At 74.6% G+C, this 17,023-nt stretch carries 19 protein-coding genes; 7 read left to right on the top strand and 12 right to left on the bottom strand.

The features are described from left to right. Positions 1-9 precede the first annotated feature (9 nt). Genes ACTWM8_RS28810 through hisC form a run of 3 tightly spaced genes read left to right on the top strand, consistent with a single transcriptional unit; the run spans position 10 to position 2,770 of the window. A complete protein-coding gene (locus tag ACTWM8_RS28810) occupies positions 10-720 on the top strand; it encodes an RDD family protein (protein WP_446211675.1) in 711 nt (236 codons plus the stop codon). Beyond that, complete coding sequence (locus ACTWM8_RS28815) at positions 717-1,670, top strand: RDD family protein (protein ID WP_446211676.1); 954 nt, start codon at positions 717-719, stop codon at positions 1,668-1,670. The genes ACTWM8_RS28810 and ACTWM8_RS28815 overlap by 4 nt, the downstream gene beginning before the upstream one ends. Continuing rightward, positions 1,667-2,770, top strand: a complete 1,104-nt coding sequence (gene hisC, locus ACTWM8_RS28820) for a histidinol-phosphate transaminase (protein ID WP_446211677.1) — start codon at positions 1,667-1,669, stop codon at positions 2,768-2,770. The genes ACTWM8_RS28815 and hisC overlap by 4 nt, the downstream gene beginning before the upstream one ends. A gap of 102 nt (positions 2,771-2,872) precedes the next feature. Here the strand turns inward: hisC and ACTWM8_RS28825 are convergent, their stop codons facing one another. The 5 genes from ACTWM8_RS28825 to ACTWM8_RS28845 form a co-directional block, all read right to left on the bottom strand. After that, positions 2,873-4,111, bottom strand: a complete 1,239-nt coding sequence (locus tag ACTWM8_RS28825) for an outer membrane protein assembly factor BamB family protein (RefSeq protein WP_446211678.1) — start codon at positions 4,109-4,111, stop codon at positions 2,873-2,875. Between the two features lie 76 nt (positions 4,112-4,187). After that, positions 4,188-4,670 (bottom strand): SRPBCC family protein, encoded by a 483-nt coding sequence (locus tag ACTWM8_RS28830; RefSeq protein ID WP_446211679.1) that lies wholly within the window; start codon positions 4,668-4,670, stop codon positions 4,188-4,190. Between the two features lie 127 nt (positions 4,671-4,797). Next, positions 4,798-5,007 carry a DUF397 domain-containing protein gene (locus ACTWM8_RS28835; protein WP_446211680.1) on the bottom strand — a complete coding sequence of 70 codons (210 nt, stop codon included), beginning with the start codon at positions 5,005-5,007 and terminating at the stop codon, positions 4,798-4,800. A gap of 155 nt (positions 5,008-5,162) precedes the next feature. Further along, positions 5,163-6,362, bottom strand: a complete 1,200-nt coding sequence (gene fahA, locus ACTWM8_RS28840) for a fumarylacetoacetase (RefSeq protein WP_446211681.1) — start codon at positions 6,360-6,362, stop codon at positions 5,163-5,165. Positions 6,363-6,438: 76 nt separating this feature from the next. Continuing rightward, on the bottom strand, positions 6,439-7,296 hold the full coding sequence (locus tag ACTWM8_RS28845) for a hypothetical protein (RefSeq protein ID WP_446211682.1): 858 nt from the start codon (positions 7,294-7,296) through the stop codon (positions 6,439-6,441). Positions 7,297-7,390: 94 nt separating this feature from the next. Here ACTWM8_RS28845 and ACTWM8_RS28850 point away from each other — a divergent pair, with 94 nt between their 5' ends. After that, entirely contained in the window at positions 7,391-8,557 is a 1,167-nt protein-coding gene (locus ACTWM8_RS28850; protein ID WP_280837268.1) for a homogentisate 1,2-dioxygenase, read from the top strand. A gap of 6 nt (positions 8,558-8,563) precedes the next feature. On the opposite strand, the gene ispF is transcribed toward ACTWM8_RS28850, so the two are convergent. The 3 genes from ispF to ACTWM8_RS28865 are packed head-to-tail and all read right to left on the bottom strand — an operon-like array spanning position 8,564 to position 10,298. Beyond that, positions 8,564-9,046: a 2-C-methyl-D-erythritol 2,4-cyclodiphosphate synthase gene (gene ispF, locus ACTWM8_RS28855; RefSeq protein WP_446211683.1), complete on the bottom strand. Its 483-nt coding sequence runs from the start codon at positions 9,044-9,046 to the stop codon at positions 8,564-8,566. 16 nt (positions 9,047-9,062) lie between these two features. Then, entirely contained in the window at positions 9,063-9,758 is a 696-nt protein-coding gene (gene ispD / locus ACTWM8_RS28860) for a 2-C-methyl-D-erythritol 4-phosphate cytidylyltransferase (protein ID WP_446211684.1), read from the bottom strand. A gap of 54 nt (positions 9,759-9,812) precedes the next feature. Continuing rightward, the gene (locus ACTWM8_RS28865) at positions 9,813-10,298 is read right to left on the bottom strand and encodes a CarD family transcriptional regulator (protein WP_091626665.1); all 486 of its coding nucleotides are present in this window, start codon (positions 10,296-10,298) and stop codon (positions 9,813-9,815) included. Positions 10,299-10,625: 327 nt separating this feature from the next. On the opposite strand from ACTWM8_RS28865, the gene ACTWM8_RS28870 reads away from it, so the two are divergent. Continuing rightward, positions 10,626-11,363, top strand: coding sequence for a hypothetical protein (locus tag ACTWM8_RS28870; RefSeq protein WP_446211685.1), 738 nt, complete (start codon positions 10,626-10,628; stop codon positions 11,361-11,363). A 60-nt stretch (positions 11,364-11,423) separates the two neighbouring features. Here the strand turns inward: ACTWM8_RS28870 and ACTWM8_RS28875 are convergent, their stop codons facing one another. The 4 genes from ACTWM8_RS28875 to ACTWM8_RS28890 all read right to left on the bottom strand — a co-directional run bounded on the left by ACTWM8_RS28875 (position 11,424) and on the right by ACTWM8_RS28890 (position 15,226). Beyond that, on the bottom strand, positions 11,424-12,050 hold the full coding sequence (locus ACTWM8_RS28875; RefSeq protein ID WP_446211686.1) for a hypothetical protein: 627 nt from the start codon (positions 12,048-12,050) through the stop codon (positions 11,424-11,426). A gap of 9 nt (positions 12,051-12,059) precedes the next feature. Further along, on the bottom strand, positions 12,060-13,127 hold the full coding sequence (locus tag ACTWM8_RS28880) for a type III polyketide synthase (protein ID WP_446211687.1): 1,068 nt from the start codon (positions 13,125-13,127) through the stop codon (positions 12,060-12,062). A 132-nt stretch (positions 13,128-13,259) separates the two neighbouring features. Next, positions 13,260-14,426: an acyl-CoA dehydrogenase family protein gene (locus tag ACTWM8_RS28885; RefSeq protein WP_446211688.1), complete on the bottom strand. Its 1,167-nt coding sequence runs from the start codon at positions 14,424-14,426 to the stop codon at positions 13,260-13,262. A gap of 41 nt (positions 14,427-14,467) precedes the next feature. Then, on the bottom strand, positions 14,468-15,226 hold the full coding sequence (locus ACTWM8_RS28890) for a methyltransferase domain-containing protein (protein WP_446211689.1): 759 nt from the start codon (positions 15,224-15,226) through the stop codon (positions 14,468-14,470). A gap of 45 nt (positions 15,227-15,271) precedes the next feature. Between ACTWM8_RS28890 and ACTWM8_RS28895 the strand changes: the two genes are divergently transcribed. Together ACTWM8_RS28895 and ACTWM8_RS28900 are read left to right on the top strand one after the other, a co-directional pair. Continuing rightward, entirely contained in the window at positions 15,272-16,111 is an 840-nt protein-coding gene (locus tag ACTWM8_RS28895) for a UbiA family prenyltransferase (RefSeq protein WP_446211690.1), read from the top strand. 141 nt (positions 16,112-16,252) lie between these two features. After that, complete coding sequence (locus tag ACTWM8_RS28900) at positions 16,253-16,999, top strand: hypothetical protein (protein ID WP_446211691.1); 747 nt, start codon at positions 16,253-16,255, stop codon at positions 16,997-16,999. The last annotated feature ends 24 nt before the right edge of the window (positions 17,000-17,023 follow it).

The raw sequence follows: 17,023 nt of genomic DNA on the forward strand, positions 1-17,023 counted from the left end.
CTGTCGAGCGTGACGCAGCCTCCGACCTACCCGACGCCGCCGGCCGGTGGGCCCTCGCCCGCCGCCGGCGGCTTCGCGCCGCCCTCCGCTCCCACCCCCCAGGGGTACGCCGTGCCGCCGCAGCCCGGCCCGTACTCCGGCCTGCCGAGCTATCCGGTGGGGCCGCCCGGCGCTTCGTTCCGGCCCGGCCTGCCCGGGGTGCCGCTCGCTCCGAGCGGCCAGCCGCTGGCCAGCTTCGGCGATCGGCTGCTGGCGGTGCTGATCGACGGGCTGGTGCTCATGGCGGCCTGCATGGTCGTCATCCTGCCCGCGGTGATCGCCTTCTTCGTCTGGGTGACGCCGGACCTGACCGCCACCGCACCCGACGGCACCCTGCAGTCGGACCCGTTCACGGACTTCCTGCTGCCCTTCCTGGCCCTGGAAGCCGCGATCTTCCTGTTCGCCCTCGGTGTCACCTACCTGTTCCACGTGGAGATGATGTTCAAGACCGGGCAGACGGTGGGCAAGCGCGTGATGAAGCTGCGCGTGGTGCCGATCGACCCGACCCAGACGCTCGACCGCAAGGCCGCGGCGAAGCGGTGGCTCGCGCACCAGGTCGGCGGATCGTTCATCCCGGGCTTCAGCTACGTCGACGGGCTCTGGCAGCTCTGGGACAAGCCCTGGCAGCAGTGCCTCCACGACAAGTTCGCCCGCACCGTCGTCGTTAAGGTGTCCGGGTGAGCGTTGAACCAGGCTGGTACGTCGACCCCGCCGAGCCCACCACCAGGCGTTGGTGGGACGGCGAGGGTTGGGTCGGCGCGCCCGTCCCGGTCGACGTCACCCCGCCCGAGGGCCCACCGCCGCCGGAGCCGCCGCCCGCCCCGGAGCCACCGGCCTCCCCGGCCGCGCCGGCCACCGGGTTCCCGGCGCCGCCCGGCCCCGGCGCGGGCCCGCAGGCGGTCGGCGCACCGCACGGCCAGGGCGTCCCGCCCGGCGTCGGGCTGCCGCCCGGCCCGGGCGCCGGCCATCCCCAGGGACCGCCGCCGGGCTGGCCGTACCCGACCTGGCCGGGGCGCCCGCCGGAGCCGCGCCCGCACGGGCTGCCGCTGGCCGGTTACGGCTCCCGACTGGCCGCCCGACTGATCGACCTCGGTCTGGTCTTCCTGCTCAACGTGCTGGTCAACGGCTGGTTCGTCTACCGGTACGTCCGCGAGCTCTCGCCCGCCCTCGACGAGGCGTGGCGCCGGGCCACCACGGGCGACACCACCAACGCGCCGCTGCCGGCCCCCGGCGAGCAGGCCGCCGGCCTCCTGATCGCCATCCTGGTGATCGCCACCGCGCTCTGGTTCGCGTACGAGGTGCCGGCGATGGCCGCCAGCGGGCAGACCTTCGGCAAGCGGGTGATGCGGATCCGGGCGGTGCCCGTCGAGGCGGACCAGCCGCTCGGCTTCGGCCGGGCGACCCGCCGGTGGAGCACGCTGGGCATGCCCACCCTGCTCTGGTACTGCTGCGGTTTCGGCCTGCTCCTCCAGCTCGTCGACGCGGTCTCGGTCCTCTTCGACCACCCGCTGCGCCAGGCGCTGCACGACAAGCGCGCCCAGACCGTCGTGGTGCGGCTGCCGCAACCCGGCGGCCCCGCCACCCCCGCCACCCCGCACGACCGTGCCGACTCCCCGGGAGACACCCCATGACCGACACCGGACGTCACCAGCCCGCGCTGCGCCTGACCCGCGCCGACCTGGACGCGCTGCCGAACTACGTGCCGGGTCGCAGCCCCGCCGACCTGGCCCGCGAGCTGGGCCTGCCGGAGGCGATCAAGCTGGCCAGCAACGAGGTGCCGTACGGGCCGCTGCCCGGCGTGGTCGAGGCGGTCACCGAGGCGGTCACCGGCTCGCACCGCTACCCGGACATGGGCGTGGTGGCGCTGCGCCAGGCGCTGGCCGAGCGGTACGGCGTGGACGCCGACCGGATCGCCACCGGCTGCGGGTCGGTGGCGCTGGCCGAGCACCTGGTCCGGGCCACCTGCCTGCCCGGCGACGAGCTGCTCTACTCGTGGCGGTCGTTCGAGGCGTACCCGATCATCGCGGCGACCAGCGGCGCGACCAGCGTGCGGGTGCCCAACGACGCCGGCCACGGTCACGACCTGGCGGCGATGGCCGCGGCGGTGACCGACCGGACCCGGATGGTGCTGGTCTGCAACCCGAACAACCCCACCGGTACGGCCGTGCGCAAGGCGGAGCTGGACCGGTTCCTCGACTCCGTCGGCGAGGACGTGCTGGTCGTCATCGACGAGGCGTACCGCGAGTTCGTCACCGACCCGGAGGTGCCGGACGGCCTGACCTACCTCGACCGGCCGAACGTGGTGGTGCTGCGCACGCTCTCCAAGGCCTGGGGGCTGGCCGGGCTGCGGATCGGCTTCCTGGTCGCCGCCCCGGAGGTGGCCGCAGCCGTGCGCAAGGTGGTCACCCCCTTCTCCACCAGCATGGCCGCCCAGGCCGGCGCGCTGGCCGCGCTGGCGCAGGCGGATGAGGTGGAGCGGCGCTGCGCGCTGGTCGTCGCCGAGCGGGACCGGGTCACCGAGGCGCTGCGCAAGCTGGTCCCGGACGTGCCGTCCAGCCAGGCCAACTTCGTCTGGCTGCCGCTGGGCGAGCGGGCGGTGGACTTCGGCAAGGCGTGCGAGGCGCGCGGTGTGATCGTCCGGCCGTTCGCGGGCGACGGGGTGCGGGTCACCATCGGCACCCCGGCCGAGAACGACGCCTTCCTGGTCGCGGCGGAATCCGCGCTGGCCTGAGGCCGGGACCGGTCCGCCTCCGCCAACCCCGATCGGAGGCGGACCGACACCGGCATGCTACGCAACTTTTGCCAGCTTTTGTCCTATTTGTCAGTCATTCGCTCAGGTCACCGCGAGCACGACCGGCTCGGCCATCAGGAAGTACCCCTGGTCGTCGTCGTCCGGGCGGGCCCGCTCCCGCAACCGTTCCACGGCCACGTAGCCGTCGGCCGCGTACGCCAGCCCCGGCACCCAGCCGATCCCGTCCTGCCCGAGGGTGAGCGGGAAGCGGGACCGCTGCGCCCCGGTCCTCGGGTCCAGGGTGATCAGGTCCCGCTGCCGGCTCAGCACGTGCACCCGACCGGGCTCGACCGCGATGACCCGCACCTCGCCCAGGTCGCCACGCCGCCACCGCTTCTCTCCGGTGCGCGCGTCCCAGCCGGTCAGCACGCCCCCGGTGACCGCGATGGCGAACTCGCCGGAGAGGGTGACGTCGTCGGCGCCCAGGGCCGGCGCGGGACGCGGCTCACCCGGGCCGGCCAGCCAGCCCTGGCCGCCCGAGGTGCGCAGCCCCCGGCACTGCGAGCGCGGGGTCAGGCACCCCAGCGCCGTGACGGCCAGGTCCGGGCCGGCACCGGGAGGACGCCAGCGGGTGCCCACGACGCCGGTCGTCGCGTCGCGGAACTCCACGATCGCCGGCCCGGCACAGGCGTCCACCGACAGGACCTGGCCGGCGGCCGTGGTCCCGAGATCGGTCCGGCAGTCGGCGTCACCGGTCGCCCGCCACAGCTCCCGCCCGTCGGACAGCGCGTACCCGCGCAGGTCGCCCGCGCCGGACGCCACCAGGGTCGTCCGGTCGCCGGGACCGGACGCGAGGAAGATCCCCCGCGGGTCCCAGACGATGGCCGCACCGGTGCGCCGGGACGGGAAGCCCTTCCCCGGCGCCGGTCCGTCGGCCCGCCAGGCCACCTTTCCGGTACGGCCGTCCAGCGCGACGATCTTCCCGTCGGACCAGCGGCTCACCACCGTGGTACCCGCCACCAGCACCCCGTTGAGCTGGGCCGGCCACCGCCGGTACGACCAGAACGGGGTGACCCGGTGCTTGCTGTCGGCCGGCCGGTCGGCGTAGACCTGGCGCTGCGCCGCGTACACCCGGAGCCGACCGTCGACGATCAGCGGTGCGGCGGGCAGTCGACCCACCACCCCGGTCGCCGGGGTGTCCAGGGGCGGCAGGTCGTCCTGGGCGGGCGTGACGACCTCGGCGGGAGCCAGCACCCGGTAGCCGATGGCGCCGACGACCCCGAGGGCGAGCAGCGCCGCGACCGCGACGGTGATCCGTCGCCGGCCCTTCGGGACACCCATGCACACCTCCGCCCGGCACCCTACCGAGGCAGCCCGCCGGCGCCCCGCGCAGGTCGCGACGGCGGGGTGCGGCGGTTCAGGCGGCCTCGGCGCCGCTGGCGCGCCGGGCGGCGGCGGCGAGGTCGGCGAGATCGCGCCGGATGGCTCCCTCCACCGCCCGCGCGGCCAGCCCGCCGAAGAGCAGCGCGACCACCCGCCCGTACGGGGCGATCGGCACCGCCTGGTGCTCCACGGTCACCGCGGTGCAGCCACGGCCCCGACGCCGCACGGTGCGCAGGGTCCAGGTGATCCGGTAGTCCACCCCGATGCCGGGGGAGCTGAGCACGAGTCGGTGCGGCGGCTGGGCCTCCAGCACCACGAACTCCTCCGCCTGGTCACCGCCGTCCGGCCTGGTGCGGGTCTCCCGCCAGGCGGTGCCCGGCCCCAACCGGCCGTGGGTCAGCAGCTCCACGCCGCCGACGGTGCAGAGCCAGTCGGCCCGGACCGGCAGGTCGACCAGGAGCGCCCACACGTCGTCGGCCCGCGCCTCGATGAACTCGGTGACCGTGACCGTCGACATGACACCTCCCGTGGCGTCCACGGTACGGCGGGTGAGCGCGCCACGGGGGGTCCTGCGGTGGAATTTCCGTCACCGGTGCCCCGGATCGGGGCACCGGTGCGGTCCCGCGGCGCGGATCAGGCGCGGGTCAGGGGCGGAAACCGCCGTGGCGGATCGCCCCGACGAACGCCGTCCAGCCCGGCGGGCCGACGACGAGCACCGGCCCGTCCGGGTCCTTGGAATCACGTATCCCGACCACACCCCGGTTGCGTGCGAGGTTGTCCGCCACCTCTACGCAGAGCCCCTGATCGTTCGACCGACTACTGGTGCGCCAGACCGCGCCCACGAGATCGTCCATGCTCGTACCTCCTGTCCGCTGGGATGTGCCGTGCCGGTCACGACCCACGCCGCCCCGGGACGGGACGGCGTGGGGTGGTGACCGAATCCGGTCGATCAAACGCGGCAGGAGGGCCGGCCGGTCGCACAGCGGGTGCGACCGGCGGATACGCGACTTCAGCGGGCCGGCAGGATCCGCCCGGTGACCTCGCCCAGGGCGACGGTGGTGCCGTCCGGGCCGGGGGCGGTGGCCCGGATGGTGACGGTGTCGCCGTCCTCCAGGAAGGTGCGGGTCTCGCCGCCGCCGACCTTGACCGGCTCGGCGCCGCCCCAGGTCAACTCGAGGAACGAGCCGACCTGATTGCGGTCCGGGCCGGACACCGTGCCGGAGGCGTAGAGGTCGCCGGTGCGCAGCGAGGCCCCGTTGACGGTGAGGTGGGCCAGCTGCTGGGCGGGCGTCCAGTACATGGTCGCGAACGGCGGCTCGGCCACCCGCTCGCCGTTCCACTCCACCGCCAGGCGCAGGTCCAACCCCAGGTGCGGGGTGTCGCGCAGGTAGTCCTGCACCGGCGGGTCCTGCTCCGGCGCCGGCACGAACGCGTCGGCGAGCGCGTCCAGCGGGGTCACCCAGGCGGAGATCGAGGTGGCGAAGGACTTACCCAGGAACGGGCCGAGCGGCTGGTACTCCCAGGCCTGGATGTCCCGGGCCGACCAGTCGTTGACCAGCACCACACCGAAGACGTGGTCGGTGAAGTCGGCGGCGGCGACCCGGTCGCCGAGGGCGCTCGGCACGCCGACCACGAAGCCCACCTCGGCCTCGATGTCGAGGCGTACGGAGGGGCCGGCGGTCGGGCCCTGCGCGGTGGCGCGCTGCCCGGTGGGGCGGACCACCGGGGTGCCGGAGACGACCACCGTGCCGGCCCGGCCGTGGTAGCCGATCGGCAGGTGCTTCCAGTTGGGCAGCAGCGGCGGCTGGCCGGGGCGGAAGATCTGGCCGACGTTCGAGGCGTGGTGCTCGGAGGAGTAGAAGTCGACGTAGTCCGCCACCTCGAACGGCAGCAGCAGCTCCGCCTCGTCGAGCGGGACCAGCAGCGGCTCCACCGCCGCCCGGTGCGCGGTGTCGGTGAGCAGCTCGACGATGCGCTGCCGCACCGCCGTCCACTGCGGGCGGCCGAGCGCCATGAAGTCGTTGAGGGTGGGGCGGCCCAGCGCCCCGGCGGCGAGCACCAGGCCGGCCGCCTCGGCGCCGGCCAGGTCGAGCACGACATCGGCGACGCGTACGCCGATCCGCGGCCCGCGCCCGCCGGCCCGGAACACCCCGTACGGCAGGTTGGTCACCCCGTACGGCGAACCGTCGACGCCCGTCACCCAGCTCATGCCGCCACTCCGCTCCGCTCCGTGCCGCCATGAGGCACCATCGCACTGCGCCTGCTGATTCGCTCGCTGCGCTCGCTCATCGGTCGTCTCCCCCGTTCACCAGCCCCAGCCGGATCAGATCGGTCAGTGGTTCCAGGATGCTGCACGAGCCGAAGCCGACCCAGAGCGGGCGCTCCTCGTCGCGCCGCGCCCGCGCCTGCTCGACCAGGGGCAGCGGGTCGGTCGCGGCGAGCAGGGCGGCGACGGCGTCCACCTCGGCGCCCTGGGCGGCGGCGAGCGTCGCGGCCAGTACGTTGACGAAACCGTGGTGGGTGAAGCCGGTCTCCGGGTCGAGGTGGCGCAGCCCGTTGTGCAGCCCGGCGGTCAGTTTGAACGGCAGGCCCCGGTCGCGGCAGGCGCAGATCACCGCGGCCAGCTCGACCGGGGTGGGGAAGAGTTCGGCGGCCAGCCCGCCGGTGCGGAACTTCGCCGCGACCGGCAGCCCGTCGGCCCGCGCCGCGACCAGGGTGTCCAGCGCGCCGGTGAGCCCGAAGGTCAGCGGGACCTCGGCGTAGACGTCGACGCCGGTCAGCCGCTCGGCGAGCTTCAGCAGCTCGGCCAGGCCGGGCTGCGGGTCCTCGCCGCGCTTGGCGACCGCCGCCTCGACCTGGCTGACGGTGATCCGGGGATCGGTCCCGGCCAGCGCCGCGTCGAGCTGGCCGGTCGGCAGGTCACCGATGACGCCGACGGCGATCCGCTCGCCGGGGCCGAGCAGGTCGGCCAGGGCGGGCAGCGTCGAGGCGGGCAGCAGCAGCGGGCCGACCAGGTCGGCGTACCAGGCGTCGCGGTGCTCGCGATGCGCGGCGACGGCGTCCGGCAGGGACGCGCTGCCGGGCGGGAAGACGGCGGCGTCGTCGACGAGGCCGGCGAAGAGGCGGGGCACCTGCGTTGACACGAGACAAGAATCTACGGGACGCTACAAGGAACGGACAACAGCGTCCGATTATCGGACGTCATCGGCCGGAGAACGGGACATAACGGGAGGCGACATGCCGTACTACCGCAGCGTCGGTGAGGTGCCCCGCAAGCGGCACACCCAGTTCCGCCAGCCCGACGGCAGCCTCTACGCCGAGGAGCTGATGGGCCAGGAGGGTTTCTCCTCCGACTCCTCCCTGCTCTACCACCGGTACGCGCCCACCGCGATCGTCGCCGCCGAGGAGTTCACCCCGCCGGCGTACACCCGGGTGCCGAACCTCCCGCTCAAGCCGCGCCACCTGCGTACCCACAAGCTCGACGGCACCGGTGCCGACCCGGTCCTCGGCCGGCGCTACCTGCTGGCCAACGACGACGTGCGAATCGCGTACGTGCTGGCCGACCGGCCGTCCCCGCTCTACCGCAACGCCACCGGCGACGAGTGCCTCTACGTGGAGGCCGGCACGCTGCGGGTGGAGTCGACCTTCGGCGTGCTCGACGCGGTCGCCGGCGACTACGTGATCATCCCCACCTCCACCGTGCACCGGCTGGTGCCGACCGGCGACGCCCCCACCCGGCTGCTCGCCGTCGAGGCCAGCGGCCACATCGGCCCGCCCAAGCGCTACCTGTCGGTGCGCGGGCAGTTCCTGGAGCACTCGCCGTACTGCGAGCGGGACGTCCGGGGACCGGACGCGCCGCTGCTGGTCGACGGCACCGACGTCGAGGTGCTGGTACGCCACCGGCGCGGGTGGACGAAGCACGTCTACGCCAACCACCCGTTCGACGTGGTGGGCTGGGACGGGCACATGTACCCGTGGGCCTTCTCCATCCACGACTTCGAGCCGATCACCGGCCGGATCCACCAGCCGCCGCCCGTGCACCAGACCTTCCAGGGCCCGAACTTCGTGATCTGCTCGTTCGTCCCGCGCAAGGTGGACTACCACCCGGACGCCATCCCGGTGCCGTACAACCACCACAACGTCGACTCCGACGAGATGCTCTTCTACACGGGCGGCAACTACGAGGCCCGGCGCGGTTCCGGCATCGAGCAGGGCTCCATCTCGCTGCACCCGTCGGGCTTCACCCACGGGCCGCAGCCGGGTGCGGCGGAGCGCTCCATCGGGGTCGACTTCTTCGACGAGCTGGCCGTCATGGTGGACACCTTCCGCCCGCTCGACCTCTGCGACGCGGCCGGCGAGTGCGAGGATGAGGGGTACGCCTGGACCTGGTCCCGCCGCCCCTGACGGCCCTCAGGCGGTCGGCGCCTCGTACACCAGGGCCACCGCGACGCCGGCGAGCCCCTCGCCGCGTCCGGTGAAGCCGAGCCCGTCGCTGGTGGCGGCGGAGACGCTGACCGGCGCGCCGACCGCCGCGGAGAGCACCCGCTGCGCCTCCTCGCGGCGCGGCCCGATCTTCGGACGGTTGCCGACCACCTGGACCGAGACGTTGCCGATCTCGAAGCCGGCCGCGCGGACCCGCCGGGCCGACTCGGTCAGCAGCGCCACCCCGGAGGCACCGGCCCACTCGGGCTGGTCGACGCCGAAGTTCGCGCCGAGGTCGCCGAGCCCGGCGGCGGAGAGCAGCGCGTTGCAGGCGGCGTGCGCGACCACGTCGGCGTCGGAGTGACCGGCCAGGCCGTCCTGCCCCGGCCAGTGCAGTCCGGCCAGCCAGCAGGGCCGGCCGGGCGCGAAGGCGTGGATGTCGGTGCCGACGGCCACCCGAGGAACGATCATGAGCCGAGGGTACGCGTCAGTGGCCGGCGGCCAGCAGGTGCTCGGCGAGCGCGAGGTCGAACGGGCGGGTGACCTTCAGCGCGTACTCCGAGCCGGGCACGCAGAACACCGGTACGCCCTGCTTCTCGACCAGCCCGGCGTCGTCGGTGAGCGGATCACCTGCCGCGGCGTGCGCGGCGGTCAGCACGCTCCGGCGGAAGCCCTGCGGGGTCTGCACCGCGCGCAGCGCGGAGCGATCGACGGTGCCGAGGACCACCTCGCCCGCGCCGACCTCCTTGATCGTGTCGACCACCGGGAGCACCGGGATCACCGCGTGGTGCCCGGCGCGGACCGCCCCGGCCACCGACTCGACCAGCTCCGGTGGGGTGAGCGCGCGGGCGGCGTCGTGCACGAGCACGATGTCGGGCCCCGGTGGCACGGCGGCCAGGGCGGCCGCCACGGACGCCTGCCGCTCCGCGCCGCCGGGTACGACCAGCACCGGCGCCACGGGTGCCAGCAGCCGCCGGACCGAGTCCACCTCGGCCGCCGGGGCGGCCACCACGATGGTGTGCACCGACGGCGCGGCCGCGATCCGGCGTACGGCGTGCACCAGGAGCGGCTCGCCGCCGAGCAGGCGCAGCGCCTTCGGGGCGCCCGGGCCGAGGCGTACCCCGGCACCGGCCGCAGGCACGAGGACCGCGACGTCACCGCGCGGATTCAGCTGCGCGGTCACGTCGCGGTCCTGGTGGTTTCTTTGCTGCGGGACGGGTACGACGATCCGGTGGGATCAGGCCTCGGTCAGGACCTTGTCGAGCAGCGTCTCCGCCTCATCCTTGGTGCTCTTCTCGGCCAGCGCGACCTCGCCGACGAGAATGTCGCGGGCCTTGGCGAGCATGCGCTTCTCGCCCGCGGACAGGCCCCGCTCCCGCTCCCGACGCCACAGGTCGCGGACGACCTCGGCGACCTTCAGCGGGTTGCCGGAGGCCAACTTCTCCAGATTCGCCTTGTAACGCCGCGACCAGTTGGTCGGCTCCTCGGTGTGCGGTGCACGGAGCACGTCGAAGACCTTGCCGAGGCCCTCTTCGCCGACCACCTCGCGCACGCCCACGATCTCGGCGTTCTCAGCGGGCACCCGGACCGTCAGGTCACCCTGCGCGACCTTCAGGACGAGGTACTGCTTGGGTTCGCCCTTGATGACCCGAGTCTCGATTGCCTCGATGAGTGCGGCCCCGTGGTGGGGGTAAACAACGGTCTCGCCGACACTGAAAACCATAGGTTCGAAACCCCTTTCGCTGTGTCTAGAGTAACACGCTCAGGCACCGATGTCTCACCGCTGTCCTGACCGTTGGCGCAGCTCAGGGGCCCTGTGAGAGGTATTTCTTCAGCTTGACAGCCAGTCAAACTGATGGTTTGAGCACGCTCCGTGACGAACGGATGACAACCCGGTACGGGTGATCGGAGCGTGGATTTCTCGGGCTACGCGCTTTTCCCATGGTAGCCCGGTAGCGCCCGGCCCGCCCAGGTCTGGCGGCAGGAGGGGCGGTGCGGGACGCTGGAGGGGTACCGCCGTCCGCTCACGAGCCACTTCCCCGGGGGTCCGATGGGCATGCCTGACGCAGAGGGCCACGGCCCGTCCGACGGGCTGCCCGACCTGCCACCGGAGTGGGGTCGGGTGGTCGTACCGGACGACGCCTCGGCGCTGGCCGAGGAGGCCGAGCAGCTCCGTCGCGAGCTGCGGCGCCGGGCCTCCGGCGCGCGCTGGCGCCAGCGGTGGGGCCTGACCCCGCGCGCCGACGGCCGGCCATCCCTCGCCCTGCCCGTGCTGATCCTGGTGGTGGCCCTGCTCACCACCATCGGCGGCCTGCTCGCCGTCACCTGGCCCCGCTCGCCCCGGGGCACCGAGCGGCCGACCGTCCTGCCGTACCCCTCATCCGCCTCGCCGGGCAGCCTGACCGGCCGGCCGCTGCCGGCGCTGGACCTGGTCGACGCCGGCCAGTCGCCGGTACCGCTGCGGCGGCTGCTGCCCGCGATGATCATCCTGGTGGATGCCTGCGCCTGCGCCGAACAGGTCGCCGCGGCGGAGGCCGCCGCACCCGCCGGCGTCTCGGTGGTCACCGTCACCGGCGGCCGTACGGTCGGCCCCGACCCCGTTCCCGGCGGCCCGGTACGCGCCCTCGCCGACCCCGCCGGCGGCGTACGGGCGGCGCTGCACCTCGACCCCCGCCCCGGCATCGCCACCGCGCTGCTGGTCGACCGCTCCGGCACGGTCCAGCGGGTGATCCCCGACCTGGCCATCGCCGGCGACTACCGCGCCGACCTCGCCCGACTGGTCCGCTGACCCCTGCGTCGCGGTCCTCCGCGGCACGGCCGATCACCCGACGCGACCGCGAAGCTCTGCTCAGGGGACGGCGACGAGCTGCGCCTCCACCCGCACCGGCTGCGGACCGGCGGCGGAGAACTCGACCCGGTTGAGCAGCGGCTGCTCGGGCGGGGCGTCCCCCGGCTCCATCGGTTCGGGCAGCTCGAGCTCACCCAGCTCACCGTCGCAGGTGGTCTGGGACGTGACCATGTTCGGGCCCCGGATGATCGAGATCAGCAGGTCGCCCGGGCCGGTACAGCGGTACTGCAACAGCTGCCGCGCCCCGTCGACCAGCGACTCCCGGCGTACCGGTTCCCCGCCCGGGGTCAGCGTCATGTGCTCCCGCCACAGGGTGTCGGTGAACCCGGGCAGCGCCAGGTCACCGGCCTCGCCCGGCAGCTCCGTCGCCTCGATCACGCGACCGGTCTCGGCGTCGATGTGGACCCGGACGGCCGTGCCGGGGTTCGCGGCCAGCACCTCGTCGAGGGTCTCCGGGGATCGGGACGGGACGACACCACGCGGTGCCGCGCCCACGCCGACCGGCACCCCGGCCGGGCCGGTGGCCGGCGAGTTGGCCCACCACCACCCGCCACCCACCGCCACGGCGAGCAGGGTGGCCGCCGCCAGCAGTCCGCCGCGCAGCCGGTCGTCGGCCCCCTCGTCCATCCGGCGAGCCTAGCCGCGGCGGTCCAGCAGGGCGGCGTAGAGGGTGAGGCCCGGCCCGAAGGCCAGCATCACGATCCGCCGCGGCGGCACCGGAGCCCGCACCAGCCGGTCCAGGATCAGCAGCACCGTCGGGGACGAACAATTGCCGTGCTCGTCCAGCGTCGCCCGGGAGGCGGCGAGGGCCTCCGGCGGCAGGGCAAGCTCGCGCTCCACCACGTTCAGGATGCGCGGACCGCCCGGGTGCACCGCCCAGCCGTCCACCTCGGCGATGCCCGTGCCGTGCCGGGCCAGCAGGTCGTCCACCAGCCCCCGCACGTGCGTCGAGAGCACCTGCGGCACCTTCGGCGACAGGCCCATCCGGAAACCGGTGTCGGTGACGTCCCAGGTCATGTGGTCCGCGGTCGAGGTGTCGGTGACCGAGGTGACCTCGCGCACCGCGTACCCGCCGGGCGATCCGGGGCCGGCCGCGCCGGGGAGCACCACCGCGGCGACCGCGGCGTCGGAGAAGAGCGCGTGCGAGACGATCTGCTGGGTGTCCATCCGCGCGCTGGCCGGCTGGATGTGCAGGCTGGTCAACTCGGCACAGAGCAGCAGCGCCGGGCGCCCCCGCGCGGTGACGAAGTCGGCCGCCGCGCCGAGCCCGGGCAGCGCGGCGTAGCAGCCCATGTGCCCGACGAACATCCGTTGCGTGTCGGGGGCCATGCCCAGGTCCCGGGCGAGCAGGATGTCCAGCCCGGGTGTGGCGTAGCCGGTGCAGGAGCAGACAACGAAGAGCCCGACGTCGCCGGCGGCGAGACCGGCTGAGGTCAACGCCCGGCCCACCGCCTCCTTGCCCAGCGGCAGCGCCTCCACCTGGTAGCGCCGCATCCGGCGCTCGGTCGGCCACTCGGAGACGTCCTCCAGCAGCGGGTTCACCGCCGCCTGCCGGCGGGTCACCCCGGAGTTGGCGAAGATCCGCTCGGCCAGCGCCCGGGTCGTGCCGGAGAAGTGCCGGGAGAAGAAGCCCTCCCAGAGCTCGTTCTGCGCGGCGCCCGGCGGCTGCGCCGTACCGAGTCCGGCGATCACTGGTACGGCCATGTCCCCCACCTCTCGTCCACGACTGCACGCCCGGCGACCGCCCCCGCCCCCGGGACGACCACCCCCACCGCCTTCACCGTGCCGCTCTCCGCTCGGGCTGCGGGGCTCGCAAACCCGGCGAACTCCTCGCCCTCACCAACGAGGGGTCGATCCGTCGCGATCCGGGTCCCCGCCCAACGCCGCGATGCCGAGCCAGTCCGCGCAGACGTCCGAGGTCGCGGGGTGCAGCGACCCGCAGCGGGCGTCCCGGTAGAGCCGCTCCAGCGGGTGGCCCCGTCGGGTCGCCGACGTGCCGGCCGCCTCCAGCACGGACGCCGCCACGTCGGCCGCGGTCGTGCCGGCGAGCAGTTTGGCCCGCCAGACCCATCGGTTGGTCTCGGCGTCACCGGGGGCCTCGTCGACCCGACGGGCCGCCTCCGCCACCACCAGCTGCGCCGCCGCCACCGCCGCGTCGGCCCGGCCCAACCTGGCCCGTACCGCCGGCAGGCCGGCCAGGTCGCGGGCGTTCAGGTGCTCGGCCGCCGCGTCCACCGCCGCTCGGGCCACCCCGACGTGGACGGCGGCGTAGCTGGCAACCAGCCAGTGCGGCATCAGCTGGGCCACCACCAGCGCCAGCCCCTCGACCCCGCCGAGCAGCCGGTCCGCCGGGACGGTCACGTCCAGGTGCAGGTCGTGCGAGGAGGTGGCCCGCATGCCGAGCGAGTCCCAGGTCGGCTCCACGGTCAGCCCCTCGCCGGCCGGCACCAGGAACTGGGAGACCACCGACTGGTCGGCGGCGCTGCGGGCGGCCACCAGATAGCCGTCCGGATGCCCGGCGCCGGAGCAGAAGGTCTTGCTGCCCTTGAGGTGCCAGCCGCCGTCGACCGGCTCGTAGACCGTGCTGAGCTGGGACAGCCGGGCGCCCGCGCCGCGTTCGCTCATCGCGACCGCGTACCAGGAGCCCTCGGCCGCCGCGCGGAGCAGGCGGTCCCGGGCGGCCAGCGCCTCGTCGGGTACGCCCAGCGCCTCGGCCAGTTCCTCGGTGACCGCGCCCAGCGCGCCGGTGACCGAGGCGTGCATGTTGAACACCAGCGCCGTTGCGCCGTTGCCCCGGGCCAGCTCGGTGGCGACGGCCGCGTACTCGGCGAAGCTGGCGCCCGCGCCCCCCAGCTCGCGCGGCACCATCAGCCCGAAGAGCCCGGCCTCGCGCAGGTCGGCGAAGTCGTCCACGGGGAACGAGCCGTCCCGGTCGTGCCGTGCCGCCCGGGCGGCGAACCGCGGCGCCAACCGGCGGGCCGCCGCCAGCGTGTTCACCGTCATGTCGCCCCCTCCTGCGTCCCTGTACCCCCGGCCCGGTCCGGTTACCCGTGCCGCACCCCGTGTCCCTGGTAGAGCACGGCGACCGACCGGGTCGGCTTCATCCGGGGCTGCCGCCCGTCGACCGTCCCGGAAGGACGGCTGCGGGCCCGCCGGACGAGCCAGGCCAGCGTCCCGGGCAGGCTCGGCCGGATGCCCCGGATCCGCAGGTGGACGCCGTGCCGCGCGCACTCGGCCACCAGCTCCCGAGCGTCCACGAACAACCGTGGATCGTGGATGCCCCGGGGCACCGTCGGCAGGCGCTCCCCGATGCGTACCGCCACCAGCCGGGCCAGCGCGGTGTCGTTGAGGGTGTCCAGCACCAGCAGGCCGCCGGGGCGCAGCAGGCGGCACGCCTCGGCCACCACGCGCCGCCAGTCGGGTACGTGCTCCAGCAGCTCGCCGGCGGCCACCACGTCGGCACAGCCGTCGACCAGCGGCACCGCCGTGGCGTCGCCGTTGACCACCGTCACCCCGTGCGCGGCGGCCTGCGCCAGCGCGGACCGGGTCAGGTCGACCCCGACGTGCCGGTAGCCCTTGCCGGCCAGGTGCGGGGCGAGCAGCCCGGCGCCGCAGCCCAGGTCGACCAGCAGGGCGTCGGGCCGGGTGGCGGGCGGCACCAGGGCGGCGCGGGACCGCGCCAGCCAGTGCAGCATGGCGAACGCGCCGTCCGGTCGCCACCACTCGCCGGCCAGGTCGTCGTACTGGCGGGGGTCGTTGGGAGGCAGGACGCGGGGCGGAGTGGACACGGGACCGTTCCGCATGGACCGAGCGTGGCACGACTCCCCGGTAACGACCAGACTTCCCTTATGTCGTCGACGGTGTTAGGGCTGGTCAGGGCGAGCCATCCGGAGCCGTCCGCGGCGGTCACCGCAGTCTCCGGTCTGCTCGCGTGGGGGGCCGGGCACTCCCCGACCGGCGTCGCCGCGATCACCGCGACGGTGCTGGCCAGCCAACTCGCCGTCGGCTGGACCAACGACGCGCTGGACGCCGGGCGGGACGCCGCGGTGGGGCGTACCGACAAGCCGGTCGCCGCGGGCGCGGTGAGCCGGCGCACGGTGGCGGTGGGCGCGATGCTCGCGGCCCTGGCGACCCCGCTGCTGGCGCTGACCACCAACCCGACCGCCGCGCTCTGGGTCACGATCGCCCTGGTCTCGGCGCTGCTCTACGACTGGCCGCTGAAGTCCAGCCCGGTCTCCGTGCTGCCGTACGCGGTCTCCTTCGGGACGCTGCCCGCCTTCGTGGTGCTGGCCCTGCCCGGCGCGCCCGCGCCACCGGCGTGGCTGGTCGCCGCCGCGGCCTGCCTCGGCGCGGGGGCGCACTTCGCCAACGTCCTGCCGGACCTCGCCGACGACGCGCGCACCGGGGTGCGCGGGCTGCCGCACCGGCTCGGGCCGGCGGGCAGCCGGGTGGCCGCCGCCGCGCTGCTGCTGGCCGCGACGGTCGTCCTGGTCGTCGGGCCGCCCGGGCCGCCGTCGTGGCTGGGGTTGTCGGCCGTGGCGGCCGCCGCCGTGGTGCCAGCGCTCGGCTGGTACGGCGGGCGCGCCGCGGGCGGGGCCGGCGGACGGTCGGTGACGGCTTTCCGGGCGGTGCTGGTGGTGGCCCTGATCGATGTGGTGCTGCTGGTCGCGAGCGGTCGGGTGATCTGACCGCCACCCGGCCAGGTGGCAATACCGGGTCGCCGTGCGACCGTCGATCAGCCCCAACTACCCTGGAGCGCGGTCTGCGCGGGTATGACCACCCCGCGCCCGGGGTACGGCCGGGTGGGGATCGTGACGAGGAGGACCGACGTGACGCGCTCGATCAGGGGTTCCCGGCGGGCGGCCCTGCTGCTGTCCGGCATGGCGGCGGCGACCGCCCTGCTGGCGACGGGATGCGGGGCCGGCCAGGTGGCCGAGACCGCCAACAAGGAGCCGTCGATCCAGGGCATCAACGTCCAGACTCCGGACAACGCCTACAAGGTGCGCGGCCTCTACGTGGAGTACCCCGGCACCCAGGGCCTGCGCACCGGCGCGAACGCCGCGCTCAACACCGTGATCTACAACGACACGCAGAACCCGGTGACCGTGACCGTCACCACGGACAGCGCGCGCGAGGTCGTGATCACCGGCAGGCCGGGCTCGACGCCCCCGCCGGAAGGCACCGCGCCGTCGGAGAGCGCGTCGCCGTCGGAGAGCGCCTCCCACTCCGAGAGCGCGTCGCCGTCCAGCTCGGCCTCGGCCAGCCCGTCGGAGAGCGCGTCGGCCAGCCCGTCGGCCCCGGCCGGCCAGCCGGCCCGCTTCGAGATCCCGGCGCTGAGCTACGTGCAGCTCAACGTGCAGGGTGGCCGTTACCTCCAGCTCGTCGGGCTGACCGAGGCGCTGCGCGTCGGCCAGCAGGTCGACCTGACCTTCGACTTCGGCAACGGCAGGACGATCCAGACCGGCGCTCCGATCGGCGTGCCGCTGACCCCGGCCGCCCCGGTCTCCCCGATCATCGAGCGCGAGGGCGGCCACGAGGGCGGTGGCGAGGAGGGCGGCTCCGGCCACGGCGGCTGATCGCCTCGCCCGCAACTGTCGACA

The organism is Micromonospora sp. IBSANI012 (genome assembly GCF_052814045.1).